Annotated in this window: 20 protein-coding genes and 1 other annotated feature; of the genes, 3 read left to right on the top strand and 17 right to left on the bottom strand. The window is 34.6% G+C overall.

Going from position 1 to position 16,307, the window contains the following annotated elements:
- Positions 1–396: 396 nt before the first annotated feature.
- The 17 genes from rplL to AC1RPU_RS06925 all read right to left on the bottom strand — a co-directional run bounded on the left by rplL (position 397) and on the right by AC1RPU_RS06925 (position 13,694).
- Positions 397–765, bottom strand: coding sequence for a 50S ribosomal protein L7/L12 (gene rplL / locus AC1RPU_RS06845; protein WP_409021534.1), 369 nt, complete (start codon positions 763–765; stop codon positions 397–399).
- A 69-nt stretch (positions 766–834) separates the two neighbouring features.
- The gene (gene rplJ, locus AC1RPU_RS06850) at positions 835–1,341 is read right to left on the bottom strand and encodes a 50S ribosomal protein L10 (RefSeq protein WP_481761895.1); all 507 of its coding nucleotides are present in this window, start codon (positions 1,339–1,341) and stop codon (positions 835–837) included.
- A gap of 34 nt (positions 1,342–1,375) precedes the next feature.
- Positions 1,376–1,491 (bottom strand) — a sequence feature (ribosomal protein L10 leader region).
- A gap of 63 nt (positions 1,492–1,554) precedes the next feature.
- The gene (gene rplA, locus AC1RPU_RS06855; RefSeq protein ID WP_409021536.1) at positions 1,555–2,238 is read right to left on the bottom strand and encodes a 50S ribosomal protein L1; all 684 of its coding nucleotides are present in this window, start codon (positions 2,236–2,238) and stop codon (positions 1,555–1,557) included.
- Between the two features lie 105 nt (positions 2,239–2,343).
- The gene (rplK, locus tag AC1RPU_RS06860) at positions 2,344–2,769 is read right to left on the bottom strand and encodes a 50S ribosomal protein L11 (RefSeq protein ID WP_409021537.1); all 426 of its coding nucleotides are present in this window, start codon (positions 2,767–2,769) and stop codon (positions 2,344–2,346) included.
- 114 nt (positions 2,770–2,883) lie between these two features.
- Positions 2,884–3,741, bottom strand: coding sequence for an alpha/beta hydrolase (locus AC1RPU_RS06865; RefSeq protein WP_481761894.1), 858 nt, complete (start codon positions 3,739–3,741; stop codon positions 2,884–2,886).
- 32 nt (positions 3,742–3,773) lie between these two features.
- Complete coding sequence (gene nusG, locus AC1RPU_RS06870; protein WP_409022813.1) at positions 3,774–4,325, bottom strand: transcription termination/antitermination protein NusG; 552 nt, start codon at positions 4,323–4,325, stop codon at positions 3,774–3,776.
- A 115-nt stretch (positions 4,326–4,440) separates the two neighbouring features.
- Positions 4,441–4,620, bottom strand: coding sequence for a preprotein translocase subunit SecE (gene secE, locus AC1RPU_RS06875; protein WP_057974232.1), 180 nt, complete (start codon positions 4,618–4,620; stop codon positions 4,441–4,443).
- A 10-nt stretch (positions 4,621–4,630) separates the two neighbouring features.
- Entirely contained in the window at positions 4,631–4,780 is a 150-nt protein-coding gene (gene rpmG / locus AC1RPU_RS06880) for a 50S ribosomal protein L33 (protein ID WP_057974231.1), read from the bottom strand.
- A gap of 121 nt (positions 4,781–4,901) precedes the next feature.
- Entirely contained in the window at positions 4,902–5,510 is a 609-nt protein-coding gene (locus tag AC1RPU_RS06885; protein ID WP_481761893.1) for an RNA polymerase sigma factor, read from the bottom strand.
- 68 nt (positions 5,511–5,578) lie between these two features.
- Positions 5,579–6,103, bottom strand: coding sequence for an NYN domain-containing protein (locus tag AC1RPU_RS06890; RefSeq protein WP_481761892.1), 525 nt, complete (start codon positions 6,101–6,103; stop codon positions 5,579–5,581).
- Between the two features lie 2 nt (positions 6,104–6,105).
- Entirely contained in the window at positions 6,106–6,864 is a 759-nt protein-coding gene (rlmB, locus tag AC1RPU_RS06895; protein WP_481761891.1) for a 23S rRNA (guanosine(2251)-2'-O)-methyltransferase RlmB, read from the bottom strand.
- Positions 6,845–7,267, bottom strand: a complete 423-nt coding sequence (locus tag AC1RPU_RS06900) for a Mini-ribonuclease 3 (RefSeq protein ID WP_409021543.1) — start codon at positions 7,265–7,267, stop codon at positions 6,845–6,847. The genes rlmB and AC1RPU_RS06900 overlap by 20 nt, the downstream gene beginning before the upstream one ends.
- The gene (gene cysS, locus AC1RPU_RS06905; RefSeq protein WP_481761915.1) at positions 7,267–8,676 is read right to left on the bottom strand and encodes a cysteine--tRNA ligase; all 1,410 of its coding nucleotides are present in this window, start codon (positions 8,674–8,676) and stop codon (positions 7,267–7,269) included. The genes AC1RPU_RS06900 and cysS overlap by 1 nt, the downstream gene beginning before the upstream one ends.
- A gap of 258 nt (positions 8,677–8,934) precedes the next feature.
- Positions 8,935–10,428: a glutamate--tRNA ligase gene (gene gltX, locus AC1RPU_RS06910; RefSeq protein ID WP_481761890.1), complete on the bottom strand. Its 1,494-nt coding sequence runs from the start codon at positions 10,426–10,428 to the stop codon at positions 8,935–8,937.
- A 128-nt stretch (positions 10,429–10,556) separates the two neighbouring features.
- The gene (locus AC1RPU_RS06915) at positions 10,557–11,669 is read right to left on the bottom strand and encodes a PIN/TRAM domain-containing protein (protein ID WP_481761889.1); all 1,113 of its coding nucleotides are present in this window, start codon (positions 11,667–11,669) and stop codon (positions 10,557–10,559) included.
- Between the two features lie 16 nt (positions 11,670–11,685).
- Positions 11,686–13,056, bottom strand: coding sequence for a DNA repair protein RadA (radA, locus tag AC1RPU_RS06920; RefSeq protein WP_409021546.1), 1,371 nt, complete (start codon positions 13,054–13,056; stop codon positions 11,686–11,688).
- 101 nt (positions 13,057–13,157) lie between these two features.
- A complete protein-coding gene (locus AC1RPU_RS06925; protein ID WP_481761888.1) occupies positions 13,158–13,694 on the bottom strand; it encodes a dCTP deaminase/dUTPase family protein in 537 nt (178 codons plus the stop codon).
- 112 nt (positions 13,695–13,806) lie between these two features.
- On the opposite strand from AC1RPU_RS06925, the gene AC1RPU_RS06930 reads away from it, so the two are divergent.
- The 3 genes from AC1RPU_RS06930 to AC1RPU_RS06940 all read left to right on the top strand — a co-directional run bounded on the left by AC1RPU_RS06930 (position 13,807) and on the right by AC1RPU_RS06940 (position 16,307).
- Positions 13,807–14,091 carry a GNAT family N-acetyltransferase gene (locus tag AC1RPU_RS06930; RefSeq protein ID WP_481761887.1) on the top strand — a complete coding sequence of 95 codons (285 nt, stop codon included), beginning with the start codon at positions 13,807–13,809 and terminating at the stop codon, positions 14,089–14,091.
- A 20-nt stretch (positions 14,092–14,111) separates the two neighbouring features.
- Positions 14,112–14,813, top strand: a complete 702-nt coding sequence (gene rpiA, locus AC1RPU_RS06935) for a ribose-5-phosphate isomerase RpiA (RefSeq protein ID WP_481761886.1) — start codon at positions 14,112–14,114, stop codon at positions 14,811–14,813.
- 159 nt (positions 14,814–14,972) lie between these two features.
- A complete protein-coding gene (locus tag AC1RPU_RS06940; protein WP_481761885.1) occupies positions 14,973–16,307 on the top strand; it encodes a C1 family peptidase in 1,335 nt (444 codons plus the stop codon).

The following is a 16,307-nucleotide window of genomic DNA, read 5'->3' on the forward strand; positions in this document are numbered from 1 at the left end:
TCTAAATTAACTCTTTTATCTACATACTAACTAATTTTAAATAAGCGCTGGTGATCATGCCAAACTGTGGACATTAATAAATAACTAATGATGTATATAGAAAAAGTTTAACATTAATTAATAATTCGACGAATTTCTAATTTTAAAGAGATTTCAAACGCTAATATTGGAATAGTTATCGCTATCCTTTAAATAGACGCTTCTAATTATGTTCGTTTATAGCTTACCCCCTCTACATTTTGTCCATTTTATTCAATATTTTTTCAGATATATGTTTATTTAAATACCTTACCACGATTTATTAACATAACCAAACATTTTGCAAAAAAATAGCACGATGATTTCCAATAAATTGGAAATCATCGTGCTTAAAATTATTCAAAAATAAAAATATTATTATTTGAGAGTAACTACTGCGCCAACTTCTTCTAAAGAAGCTTTCATTGCTTCAGCTTCGTCTTTAGAAATACCTTCTTTGATAACTGATGGAATGTTATCAACTAAACCTTTAGCGTCTTTAAGGCCTAAACCTGTAATTTCGCGAACGGCTTTGATAGCTTTAACTTTTTGGTCGCCAGCTTCTGTTAATTCAACAGTAAATTCTGATTTTTCAGCAGCAGCTTCGCCAGCACCAGCGCCAGCAGCAGCTACAGGAGCAGCAGCTGAAACACCGAATTCTTCTTCGATTGCTTTAACTAAGTCGTTTAAATCTAAAATGCTTGCTTCTTTTAAATCAGCAATGATTTTTTCTGTATCTAATGACATGTGTGTATCCTCCATTTTATGTGTACGATTTTGTGTGTACCTTTAGGTACCGATCATAGATGCTAAGTATTAAGCAGCAGGTTCTTCGTCTTTACTTTCTGCAACAGCGTTAATTGCATAAGCAACGTTGCGAACAGGTGCTTGTAATACTGAAAGTAACATTGAAAGTAAGCCATCACGACTAGGTAATGTAGCAAGAGCGTTAATTTCTTCTAACGTTGCAACTTTACCTTCAATGACACCACCTTTAATGCTAAGTGCTTCAGCAGTCTTAGCAAAATTAGCCATAATACGTGCAGGTGCAACAACATCTTCGCTAGAAAATGCGACTGCAGTAGGTCCAGAAAATACTTCTTCCATACCTTCATACCCTGCTTTTTCAGCAGCACGTACTAAAATCTTGTTTTTGATAACTTTCATTTCAACGCCTGCTTCGCGTAATTCCTTACGTAATGCAGTCACTTGTTCAACCGTTAAACCACGGTAATCCACAACAACTGCAGATGCAGCGTTATTGAATTTTTCAGTTACTTCATCCACAATTAATGCTTTTTGTGCGATAAATTCTTTACTCATAATTGATTCACCTCCTGTAGTCGTGTCAGAGCTTTTTTACAATAAAAAAACTCCGTGTCCACCAAGACACAGAGAGAGTAATACTTCACTCCTCGGCAGGTAAATTAAGGCTTGCGCCACCTGAGTCTTCGGTAGAATCATAAATTAATTGACTTCCATAAATTTAACACAGTTAGATATATGGGTCAACTAAAGAAATTTAATTATCTAATATTAGTTTTGAGCCAAGTTTAAGCTTGGACCAAATGTTGTAGCAACAGATAAATGTTTGATATAGCCACCCTTAACTGATGATGGGCGAGCTTTAACAATAACATCGTTGATAACATCAAAGTTACCAATTAATGCTGCATCATCAAATGATACTTTACCAATTGGAACATGAACATTTCCATCTCTATCAGTACGGTAAGTTACCTTGCCGGCTTTAGATTCTGAAACTGCTTTTTCAACGTCCATTGTAACAGTACCTGTTTTAGGATTAGGCATTAAACCTTTAGGTCCTAAGACACGGCCTAAACGTCCAACTTGGGCCATCATATCTGGTGTTGCAATAGCAACATCAAAATCTAACCAGCCACCAGAAATACGTTCAACCAAGTCATCATCACCAACAACGTCAGCGCCGGCTGCAAGTGCAGCTTTAGCTTTATCGCCTTTAGCGAATACAACAACAGTTTGGTCTTTACCAGTACCATTTGGAAGTACAACAGCCCCACGTAATTGTTGGTCTGCTTGTTTTGTATCTAAGTTTAAGTTGTAAGCAAGTTCAATTGTAGCGTCAAACTTAGCAAAGTCCATTTTCTTAGCTAATGCGATTGCATCAGTAATTGAATAGTTTTTACCTTCTTCAACTTGTTTTAAAGCGTCTTGATAATTTTTACCTTTTTTAGCCATCTTGAATTTTCCTCCTTGCAATATGTGGTCTAACGGATAAACCTCCCACTTGATACATCTATTTTCATAGAGTATCCGACCGAGAAGCGTGTTTGTAGTTAGGAATTAACCTTCTACAACGAATCCCATGCTTCGTGCAGTTCCTTCGATCATGCGCATTGCAGATTCAACACCTGAAGCGTTTAGATCTTGCATTTTAGTTTCAGCGATTTGTTGAACTTGAGCACTAGTTACTGTTGCAACTTTTTTAGTGTTAGGTTCGCCAGAACCACTTTCAACGCCTGCAGCTTTCTTTAAAAGAACTGCTGCGGGTGGTGTTTTTGTAACGAAATCGAATGAACGATCTTCGTAAACACTAATTACAACGGGAATTAACATACCAGCTTGGTCAGCTGTACGTGCATTGAATTCCTTTGTAAAGCCCATGATATTAATACCAGCTTGTCCTAATGCAGGACCAACCGGTGGAGCAGGAGTTGCTTTCCCTGCTGGAATTTGTAATTTAACGACGTTTGCTACTGTTTTAGCCACGTGACATACCTCCTTGTAAAATCCGTGCGTGGTAAATGGAGATATAAATTTCTCCTCCCACTGTATGCAGAACATACTAATATAATATAACACCCAGATGGGTTCCACGCAATCTTATTTATGCTTTTTCCATAAAAATGTGTAAATTGATTCATCAACTCGTTTATTTTCATGTAATAATCTGTGTGCTGCTCTTCGACCGCTCACAATAAGTTCCTGATAATTAAGCTGATTTTCAACTAAATAGCGAAGTGATAAAACACTATTAATGGAAACAGCGCCATCATTGCCATTTTTCAAATCGCCAGCAATATTTAAAAATTGTAAATTCTCCGGTAGATGCTGCATTGCCTTTTCAAAATACTGGTAGAGTGAAGTCGTTTCCACTGGACCTTTATCAGTTAAAAATAAATCTTCAATGATAGGCGTATTTTGTGCTACATTATGATCATTGTATGGTGCACCAATTGAAATGGCATGTGCCACCATTGGGACATCAGTCATATCTCTGTATTCTGTCATATAGCGTAATATACTGACACTACCCATTGAATGCCCAACAAAATCGACCTTTTCAATGGCATAAGCGCCATATAAAAATTGCATAATATAATGTAACCATAAGCTTTGTTTTTCAACAGGAGCTATATTATTTTTAAATAAAACTTGAATGAATGGTTGCGCAGATCTTAATTGACCTTCAACATGTAAACTACCATTATCATCAACTATGATAACCATATCTTTACGACCATAGCCTGCTCGTTCAAAACGGGCAATCATTGGGCCAAAAGAAAGTCGATTACCACTATAACCGTGAACAAATAGTGTTGGGGTCATCTTGTCGCTAGGTACAATTGGATCAGAGGCATCAATTGAAACATGCCCTAATCGTCTAAATTTATTCCCAATGAAAAAACTTGTGCCTGCTCCTAGACCTAACAAGCCTATCTTCAAAAGTCCCTTAGTCATTAAATCACCTTCTACTTTTGTGAGTTATCACCCTAGCCTAATAATTTATCTACTTGATCAAAGTTCAATTCTGTACTTGTTTCACGACCAAACATATCAATATCAACTTTAAGTTTTAATTTTTCATTATCAATTTCCGTTACTTTACCGATAAGGTTAGCAAATGCACCTTCAATAATTGTGACAGATTCACCAATTTCAATGTCCAATTCTTGATGACGAGCACTCATACCCAAACGACGAAGAATCAATTCTACTTCTTCAGGTAATAGTGGTGCTGGTTTACTTCCGGCCCCATGAGAACCAACGAACCCAGTTACGCCTGGTGTATTACGAACAACATACCATGATTCATCTGACATACCCATCTCAACTAAAACATATCCAGGGAATGTTTTCTTCATATCTGTTTTTTCTTTACCATTTTTAACTTCACGTTCTTCTTCTTCAGGAACAACTACACGGAAAATAAAATCTTCCATACCCATTGATTGTGCACGTGATTCAATATTTGTTTTAACTTTATTTTCGTAACCAGAGTAAGTATGTAAGACATACCAACTTTTTTCGATTGATTCCATTATATATATCTCTCCTTAAATTATCAGCTTCATTTTTCTCAAACAAAAAAAACTCCGCATCAACGAAGTTTTCTCACTTGTGTCATTATATCAAAACATCAGTTAAATAGCTATTCTTCTATGAAAATAGGGTTAAGAATGCAGAAGCACCTGAATCAACAATCCAGAAGAAAATCGCAAACATAATTGCAGTTACAACAACAGTTGTTGTATCACGACGTAGTTCCTTACCTGTTGGCCAAGTTGTTGCTTTAATTTCTACGATAACACTTTTAAGAAATGCATTAATTTTTCTCATAACTATCCCCCTATTTTGTTTCACGATGTAACGTATGTTTATTACAATATTTACAAAATTTATTTACTTCTAAGCGTTCGGTTCTGCTCGGTTTTGCAGCTACAATATAATTTCGTGAGCCACAAACGATACAAGCCAATGCTACTTTTCTTTGTGCCATGACTTTTTCTCCTTAATGTAAAGTTAACTAACGCTAACTTCGACTAACATTTTTAAAGAATACACTCATTTTACATTAAAAGAAAGAAAAAAGGAACCACCCTCTTTTCTTTCTTTCCTAATTATCGATTTTCTTTAAAAAATAACCCAAGCTTACTCTTACACCTTGAGATAGATCCTAATACCTTTTTCATATCGCACTCTAAAATAAGCGCAATTTCTTCTGGCTTTTTCATTTGATAATAAAGTAAAACAAAAGTACTTCTTTCTAACTCTGACAATTTCAATTCAAAATCATCCAATTTTTCTTGAAGGATAATTCTGTCATCTGCCAATATCTCACAATAAAACGAAGGCCGTTCACATTCACCATAAGTTTCTTCATATCGTTCCAAAGAATGCGAGTTCGCATCAGACAGCCTTTTAGTCGCTGATTGTTTGCGAATTAAACTAAAAATACAATTCGATAGACTGGTTTTAAAATACTGTCCAAACGTAATTCCTTTGTTCGGTTGGTAATTTTTTAATGCTTTAAAACAAACAGCTCTAGCCTCTTGTAAAAAATCTTCAGTATCCCATAATTTTAGATAGTATTTACGAATCATCGAATAAACCATTGGACGATATCGTTCAAATAACGGTTCAAATTTATGTTCTGCACCTAATTTAATTTGGCAAATCAATTGAAAATCTGTTTCGTTTTCAGTACTCCGGTAAGTTTCATCTAACAAGTAGACTCTCCATATCCGGGTCTCCATTTTTCAATATACCAAACATAATGACTGATTACAACAGTTGCTTAGTCATGTGATAGGTGATCACGCAATTCAGCCAGACTATCTAATTGTTCTGAGTCCCATGGTGAACGACGAACCGATGCCTCCGTTTGATATTTTTTGGCTTGTTGAGCAACTTCTTTTTTAGATTCATTAATGTCTTTGTATAACTCCCATGCAGGAATTCTTAATGCACCTTGTGAGAAAATAGTCCACTGTTCTGCTTGATCACTCGTTGCAACAGTTACCTGTGTGAGTTTAGTCTGTAACTCACCTATCATTGCTTCAATATAACTATCAGCCGTCTGACCCTCTGCTGTCCAAATAATCTCTAATCCATATTTTGTATAACTCTTTGATAGTCCTGGAACATACATTGCATCAAAGACAACGATTAACCGAGAGTCAATCTGTTTATGATAATTTGATAATTTGTGCAGTAGCAAGTCACGTGCTTCATCAAGTCGCTCTGATTGTTTCAATCGATTTAATTCTGGCCAATTACCAATCATATTATAGGCATCTACAACCAAAATTTGCTTTTTCATTATTATTTACCCCTAGAAGTAAATCCTTGATAAATAAGTAAACTGGCTGCGACACTGGCGTTTAAACTTTGAACGTGTCCAACCATTGGAATAGTCAACATACCATCACAAGCTTTTTTCAATAACGGTGAAATACCTTTACCTTCGTTACCAATTACGAGGGCTGTGGGTCCTTTAGCATCCCATTCACGATAATCTTGTCCATCCATATCTGTTCCGAAGACCCATAATCCGGCCTTTTTCAATTCATTTACAGTATTTACCAAATTAGTTACGCGAGCAACTGGCATATATTCAATTGCACCTGTTGACGTCTTAGCAACTGTTGACGTTAAACCGACTGCGCGACGTTTTGGAATAATAATTCCATGTACACCCGCAGCATCGGCTGTTCTCATAATTGATCCTAAGTTATGTGGATCTTCAACATTATCTAAAATAAGGAAAAATGGTGGTTCATCTTTATCAGCTGCACTTTTGAAAAGATCTTCAATAGTTGCATATTCAAATGCGGCAACTGCTACAATAACGCCTTGGTGATTTTGTTGATCTGATAATAAATCTAATTTACTTTTAGGAACTAGTTGTGTGATAATACCTTTTTTCTTAGCTAACTGTTCAATACCACTTAAAACATCTGATTTTAATCCAGTTTGTAAAAATAATTTGTTAATTGATTGATTACTTTTTAACGCTGCTTCTACAGGGTGACGACCAATAATAAAATCGCCAGCCTCTTCACTACTTCTTGGTTGTCCCATTTAAGTTCTCCTTTTCAACGGTGTTAATACACCATTTTGCCAATTCGGCCAATCTATCGTTTTGATTACTCAAAAATAAGTAGCCAAACAATGCTTCAAATCCAGTTGAAATACGATACGTTATTACTGATGTATTTTTAGCTGAAGTATGACTTTTAGCATTACGTCCACGTTTAAAGTAGTCTATTTCTTCTTCAGTTAAAATATTATTTTCTGTCATTTTATCTATCAAGAAAGCTTGTGCTTTGGCTGATACATAATGTGTTGCTTGATGGTGTAATTGAGTTGGTCTTGTAAGTCCTTGTACAAGTAAGTGTTTACGAACAAATACTTCATAAATACCATCGCCCATATAAGCTAACGCAATCCCATTCATTTGTTGATAATCTGCATTATTTTCCATTAGTCTTTTCTCCATCTAGTTCCTTGTGGTGTGTCTTCCAAAATAATTCCTTCTGCTGCAAGTTGATCTCGAATTTCATCGCTTTTTTGAAAATCTTTTTGTTTCTTAGCTTCTATTCTTTGTGCAATTAATTTTTCAACTCTGATATCTAGAGCATCAGCTACTTGTCCAAAAGCTAATCCAAAAACTGATGTCATTTCTTTAAAAATTTCTAACAAGTGATTAATTGAATCTCGTTCCACTTGTTTGTTTTCAGAATAGACATTCATTTTCTTAGCTAAATCATAGATAACTGCAATACCATTTTGTGAATTAAAATCATCATCCATAGCAGTTTCAAAATTGGATAAGCTCTCATTAATTTGATTTTCTATTAATTTATTTTCTCCTGAAATAGCATCGTTCAATCGATAAGTTAAGTTATCAAATGCTGTTTTCAATTTATTTAAATTATTAGTCGCTTCATCAATATTCGCTTGGCTATACTGAATTGGACGGCGGTAATGCGTTGTTGCCATAAAGAAACGGATAACTTGTGGATTGACTTCTTTAATCATATCATGCACCGTAACAAAATTACCTAGTGATTTACTCATTTTTTCATCATTTTCACCAATTGTTACAAATCCATTATGCATCCAATAGTTAGCAAATTTTTGACCCGTTTCAGCTTCACTTTGAGCGATTTCATTTTCATGATGTGGAAACATTAAATCCTGTCCACCACCATGAATATCAATCGTTGGACCTAGGTATTTTGTTGCCATTACAGAACACTCAATGTGCCAACCCGGACGGCCCTTACCAAATGGAGAGTTCCAAGAAAGATCATCATTTTTGACTGATTTCCAAAGTGCAAAATCAATTTCATCTTCTTTTCGAGCCGTTTCTTCAGTATCAACATGCTGACTGGCACCTTGTTCTAATTCGTTGATATTTTGATCAGATAATTTACCATAATCTGGAGATTTACGCGTTCTAAAATAAACATCCCCATCAGATACATAAGCATAACCTTTATCAATTAAATTTAATATAAATTGAATGATATCATCAATATTTTCTGTCGCCTTTGGATTTTTAGTTGCTGGTTCAATCGCCAATGCCTTGGTATCTTCCATGAAAGCAGCAATAAACTTATCGGCTAATTGTTGAACTGTTATATGGTCTTCTTTAGCAGCTTTGATCATTTTATCATCAACATCTGTAAAATTAGATACATAGTTAACTTTAAAATGACGATATTCAAAATATCGACGAATTGTATCAAACGCAATAGCACTTCGCGCATTTCCAATATGAATATAGTTATAAACGGTTGGCCCGCAAACGTACATACTAACTTTCCCAGACACAAGTGGTTTAAAAACCTCTTTTTGATTCGTTAATGTATTATAAATTGAAATCATTTTATCACCCGCCATTTAATCTTTTTGTTAAAAAAAGACGTCTTTTATATACTTATAAAAGACGTCTTCAACGTTGTTCCACTCCTTAAGATGTAGTGAACCTACATCCAACAATGAGTTAACGTTCATTACACGACTATAATTACTTTGTTCATCATAGCATTTTAAAGAGGCACTTCACAACTAACGTTTGTTTTCTCACATCACCGAAAACTTTCTAAAAAACGCCAATAAGTTGTTACTCTCTCTTATCAAAAATTATTTTGTATTCATTTCTTCTAACGTTTTGTTCAAATGAGCTAATGCTTTTTCACGACCAAGCAATTCGATTGATGCTGGTAGTTCTGGTCCATGCATTTCACGCGTTGTTGCAATACGGATTGGCATATATAATTGACGACCTTTAATTTTTGTATCTTTTTGAATTGATTTAATTGTTGCTTGGATAGCAACAGCATCAAAAATATCAATCGTTTTAATGCGTTCAGCAAATTCTTTTAAAACTGTTGGTGCTGTTTCAACAGCTAACTCTGCCTTTGCTTCATCATCAAGAACAGGTGGTTCGCTTAAAAATACTTCTGCCATTTCAGTAATTTGACCTGTATATGACATTTGTTGCTTATAAAGGCTAATTAATTTACGAGCCCATTCAATTCTTTCTGCACTTGGATCAGCTTCAATTTTACCATCTTGAATTAATTGACGTAAAGCCAAATCCATTACTTTATCTTCATCAGCTGTTTTAATATATTGATTATTAATCCATTCTAATTTTTTACCATCAAATGAAGCTGGTGACTTGCTTAAACGTTTAGGATCAAACATTTTAATCAATTCTTGGCGAGAGAAAATTTCACTTTCGCCAACTGGTGACCAGCCTAATAAGGTAATGAAGTTTACCATAGCTTCTGGCAAGTAGCCTAATTCACGATATTGTTCAATGAATTGGAGAACATTTTCATCACGTTTACTTAATTTTTTTCCTGTTTCTGTATTGATAATTAATGTCATATGTCCAAAGATAGGTGCATCCCAGCCAAATGCTTCATAAATCATCAATTGCTTAGGCGTATTGGCAATATGGTCATCCCCACGAAGAACATGCGTAATTTCCATCAAGTGATCATCAACAACAACAGCAAAGTTATATGTTGGCATACCATCACGTTTTTGAATAACAAAATCGCCACCAATAGTATTGGAATCAAAGGTAATTTCACCTTTAACAATATCTTTAAATTCGTATTTTTTGTTTGCTGGAACACGGAAACGAATAACAGGTGTTAAACCGGCAGCTTTTGACTCTGCAATTTTAGCAGTAATCTCATCATCAGACATACCTGCATATTCGTATTCATAATGTGGCATTTCATTACGTGCTTTTTGAGCATCACGGTCTGCTTCGAGTTCATCTTCTGTTTTATATGACTCGTAAGCTAAATTTTTATCCACTAATTCTTGGATTAATGGTAAATAGATATCTTTACGTTCTGATTGACGATAAGGACCAAATTCTCCTGGTTTGTCAGGACCTTCATCCCAATCCATGCCTAACCATTTTAAGTTATCTAGTTGGCTGCGTTCACCATCAGCAATATTTCTCTTTGTATCAGTATCTTCAATACGGATAACAAAAGTACCCTTTTGACTTCTCGCAAATAAGTAATTAAATAGAGCGGTACGAGCATTTCCAATGTGTAAATGTCCAGTTGGACTTGGTGCATATCTGACACGAATTTTATTTTTAGCCATGATAACGCCTCTTTCTTTTTTCTGTATTTAGTTACTACGATATAAACCGTTTATTTAAGGCTTTATTCAACTAATCTAGTTTACAATGAATCGGATAAAAAATAAAGCCAATAATCTTAGTATTGACTTTATTTCTTATCGTTTATTTTTTTCATTGAATGTAATGGTTTTGCAAAAATCATTCTTCCAGCATCCGTTTGAAGTGCACTTGTAACGACAACGTCAATTGATTTGTTTAGGAAATACTTTCCTTCTTCCACGACAACCATTGTTCCATCATCCAAATAAGCAACACCTTGTTGACGCTCAGAACCATTTTTTATTACCATAACATGTAATTGTTCTCCAGGAATAACCCGAGGTTTCAATGATTTAGCTAGTGCATTTACATTCAAAATCTGGACATTTTGAAATTCGCTAACTTTGTTTAAATTAAAATCATTTGTGACAATAACCCCATCAATCGTTTTAGCTAATTTAATTAACTTACTATCTACTTCTTCAATTTCTTCAAAATCACCTTCATACATTTCAATCGGCATGATTTTTTCATCTTGAAGTTTATTTAAAATATCTAATCCTCTACGACCCCGAACACGTTTGATACTATCAGCTGAATCTGCAATATATTGGAGTTCATATAAAACAAAATTAGGAACTAATAATGTTCCTTCAATAAAGCCAGTTTTAATCAAATCATAAATCCGGCCATCAATTAAGATATTTGTATCTAATATTTTATATTCATGATAATTATCATTGACATTACGGTCTAGTAAACTACTTTCAACGACATCACTTTTCTTATTTTTTGATGCAAATAATTTACGCCAATCCTCCAAACGATTAGTTCCTATAACAAAACCCAAGTATCCAAGTAAAAATAGTAACAAAACGGGTACAATTGTGTTCAATAGCCATATTTCTGATCGATAGAATGGTGTTGAGATTAAAATTGCAATAACCATACCAACAATAGTTGAAACACTCGCTGTTAGTAGCATCATTGGGCTTTGATTAGTTAAATAATTTTCAATATTTGCCAGTAATTTTTCTAGTGGCGTTATGATAAATAAAGATAGAATAAGAGCTAAACCGACACCTATTAAAAAATTAACAACACTATTATTTAATATACCAATCTCCGCAATACTCACTAATTTCCAAAAAAGTGGTAGCAAACTAACACCAATTCCACCGCCGACTAGTGCAACAACACCTTTAATAATATTTCTACGCATTGACAACTCCTCCTTTCTAACTAAACACTACTTTTAGTGCTTCGCTTAGTGTAGCAACACCAACAACTGTAATTCCTTTAGGTGGTGTCCATCCTGATAAATTATTTTTAGGAATAAAAATTCGTTTAAATCCAAGCTTTTGTGCTTCAGCAACCCGTTGTTCAATCCGATTAACACGTCGAATTTCACCAGTCAATCCAATTTCACCTACAAAACTGTCTGCAGGGTCTGTTTCTTTATCTCGATAACTTGACGCAATACTAACAGCAATCGCTAAATCAATAGCTGGTTCATCTAATTTTACGCCACCAGCCGCCTTAAGATAAGCATCCTGGTTCTGTAATAATAAACTTGCACGTTTTTCAAGAACGGCCATTATTAATGACACACGATTGTGATCAAGCCCTGTAGTTGTACGCTTCGCCGTTCCGTAAACTGTTGGTGTGATTAATGCTTGAACTTCAACCAAAATAGGTCGTGTTCCTTCCATAGATACAACAATAGCAGAACCTGTTGCGCCAGCCAAACGTTCTTCTAAGAAAATTTCTGATGGGTTTGCAACTTCAAATAACCCACCTTCACGCATATCAAAAATTCCAATTTCATTTGTTGAACCAAATCGGTTTTTAACAGCGCGTAAAATACGGAACGTGTGATGCATATCTCCTTCAAAATAAAGGACTGTATCAACCATATGTTCCAAAATTTTGGGACCAGCAATTGCACCACCTTTTGTTACATGTCCAACAATAAAAATCGTAATACCATTCGTTTTAGCAATTTGTAATAATTCAGCAGTTACTTCTCGAATTTGAGAAACACTGCCAACTGCAGCAGACATTTCTGGTTCTTGCATTGTTTGAATTGAGTCAATGACTACGTAATCAGGATTTAATGTCTCAATATTTTGACGAATATTACCCATATCTGTTTCAGGGTAAAGATAAAATTTCTGACCTCCAACACCGAGGCGCTGTGCACGCATTTTAATCTGAACAGCACTTTCTTCACCAGAAACATATAAGACAGTTCCGCCAGTTTGGCTTAGTTGACCAGAAACTTGTAAAAGTAATGTTGATTTACCAATGCCTGGATCACCACCAATTAAAACTAATGACCCGGGTACAACACCACCACCAAGAACACGATTTAATTCACCTAACTCAGTTTCAACACGTTCTTGTTCTGCCATTGAGATATCATCTAATAGTTCTGGTTTAACAGAAGCTCCAGTAAAACTGACACGAGCTTTACGATCTGCTTTTTGTGATTGTTCACGCTCTTCTACCATCGTGTTCCATTCGTTACAGTTAGGGCAACGACCCAAATACTTTGGTGAGGTGTATCCACAGTTTTGACATACAAATTGCGTTTTTACTTTTGCCATACAAACTCCCCACCCTTTCATTATAAATTCTATTGTTAATATTTTATCACATAAACGACAACCTGTAATTTCAATTGAAATTCTTAATCATTCTATAATAACTATTTACCTGATGAACCAAATCCGCCAATACGTTTTGTAGCGGTCACCTTTTCATTATCAACAGTTAAATAGGGCATAAAAATCCCTTGGCCTATCCGATCTCCTTTTTTTACCATTTGATCTTTTAAACTAAAATTAACAATTTGTATGAAAATTTCACCTTCATTTTTTTCGTTATTATAGTAATCAGAATCAATAACACCAATTCCATTTGGTAAAATCAGTCCACGTTTTAAGGGGCTACTTGAACGATTTGCTAATAATAAAAATTCATTATCTAGCATATACGCTTTAATTCCTGTGGGAATTAAATAAGGTTTCAAAATTTTATTTGCTTGAATGAGCTCTTCTTCAGCCACCGATTCACGATGCCTAATTAGCCATAAAACCTTTAAAAATCCACTTTTCCAGATTGAAGGTAATGTAAAATCTTCAGCTGCAGCTAAGTCATATCCTGCCGAAGTTGTTGTTGATCGAACGGGTAAGTCAATTTTCCCTGCATATTTAGTAACAATTTCAAATCCTCTTGTTTTCATTTGTTTATCCCCGTAATCTGTTTACTTTTTATCTTACCTCATTTATGACATAAATGGCTAGTTTTTGGGCATTTTTTAATGGTATAATTACATTCAAAGGGAAGGTGTTCAAATGGATTTCCAACTAAATGAAACCGATTTACGCGTGTACAACGTTAATGACGAGTTAATTAGTCGAATTAGTTTTACCATGATTAATGCTAATCAGACAATGGTCATTGAACATACTTGGGTAGCTGACAATCAGCGTCATCAAGGGCTTGCAAAAAGTACAACTGATTACTTAATTAAACAAGTTATTCTAAATCAGCAAACTATTTTACCATTATGCCCTTATACAAAGTTTTATTTTAGTGAACATCCAGAACTTTTAGAATTAATTTATACACCTAAATAAAAAATAGGAGAGTGACACACATGAATCAAGACAATTTAAAAAAATTAGTTGGACAAAAAGCTGTCGAGTTTATTAAAGACGGTATGGTTGTTGGACTTGGTACAGGCTCAACCGTTAAATTTATGGTAGATGCATTAGGTCAACGTGTTAAAAATGAAAACTTATCAATTATCGGTGTTTCAACATCAATTAGAACTGAAGAACAAGCAAAATCACTTGGTATTCCAGTTAAATCAGTTGATGAAGTTGACCACATTGATTTAACAATTGATGGTGCAGATGAAATTGATGACCATTTCCAAGGTATTAAAGGTGGCGGTGCTGCTCATTTATTTGAAAAAATTGTTGCTATTAATTCAAATCAAAATATGTGGATTGTTGATGAAAGTAAAATGGTTCATACGTTGGGTAAATTCCCTCTTCCCGTTGAAGTTATCCCTTACGGTAGTCATCAATTATTCAAAAAATTAGAAGCTAAAGGATTTAATCCCAAATTTAGAACTGTTGATAATGAAAATGTTTTAACTGACTCTAAAAATTTTGTCATCGATTTATATTTAGGTGAAATAAACGATCCTGCTAGCATACAAGATTATTTAGCTAAACAAGTTGGTGTTGTAGAACAAGGTCTATTTTTAGATTGTGTAAATACGGTTATCGTTGGACGTCAAGATGGTCCTGAAGTTTTACACGCACGTTCTGACACCTTTACAATTAAATAATTCTAAAGAAGAGCTAATTTTTATTGGCTCTTTTTAAATACGCAAATTGATTTTATTTAAAAATGAGAATTTTCTTTTCTTTTTAACATTGTTTACTAATCTAACGAGATATATTATAATAGCCACAGTACTTAAATCTTATATAGGAGTGTGATTTTTTTGACACAATCAATTAGTTCAGAACAACTCGCAAAATTCCAAAAAAATTTACATGCACGTGAAAGCCATGAAGTTATTGAACGTGCCGTTACAAAAAATGGTATTTTAGCAAATAGTTACGATTTAAAAGCCCAAGCTAAAATGGAACCTGTTTTCTCAATTGATCTGGATGTTGGTAATGTTTCTAACCAAAAGCAATCAGGTCGTTGTTGGATGTTCGCCGCATTAAATACAATGCGTCATGACATGAAAACAAATTTTAAAGTTGCCAAAGATTTTGAATTGTCACAAAATTTCACTTACTTCTGGGATAAACTTGAAAAAGCAAATTACTTTTATCAAAATGTTCTTGAAACAGCTGATAAACCAACTAGTGACCGTACCGTTTCATGGTTAATGACAACTCCACAACAAGATGGCGGCCAATGGGATATGATCGTTGCAATTATTGAAAAATATGGTGTTGTTCCTCAATCTGTGATGCCTGAAACATATAATAGTTCTAAATCAAGCGAAATCAATTCAACTTTAAACTTAAAATTAAGAAAAGATGCTGTTGATTTACGTGAACTCGTTGCTGCCGGAACAAGTTCAAAAGAAATTGAAGTCGTCAAAGAAGCTAAACTTACTGAAATTTATCGTTTATTAGCATACAGTTTTGGTGAACCTCCTGCAACATTTGACTTTGAATATCGTGATTCTGATAATGAATATCATATTGATAAAAATTTAACACCAAAAACATTCTATGAAAAATTTATCGGTTGGGACTTAGATGAATACGTCTCAATCATTAATGGTCCAACAGATGATAAACCTTACAATAATATGTACACAGTTGATCGTCTTGGAAATGTTGTTGATGGGCGTCCTATTCGCCATTTAAACATTAACATGGCTGATTTTAGAGATGTTGCCATCAAACAATTACAATCTGGCGAGAGCGTCTGGTTCGGTTGTGATGTTGGTCAATCGTCTGAACGCCAAATTGGTATTATGGATACTGAACTTTATCATAAAGATGAATTGTTCAATATTGATCTAGCTTTATCAAAAGCTGAACGCCTTGATTACGGTGAGAGTCTAATGACTCATGCTATGGTTCTAACAGGTGTTGATTTGGTTAATGATCAAGCAACCAAATGGAAAGTTGAAAACTCATGGGGCGAAAAAGTTGGTAATAAAGGCTTCTTCGTTATGAGTGATGACTGGATGGAAGAATATTGTTATCAAGTTGTCGTTAACAAAAAATTCTTACCAGAAAAATTACAAGCTATTCTAAAAGAAGAACCTAAAGTCCTTGCTCCTTGGGATCCAATGGGTGCATTAGCATAA

Source organism: Dellaglioa sp. CoH-55-MRSF-7, assembly GCF_056782235.1.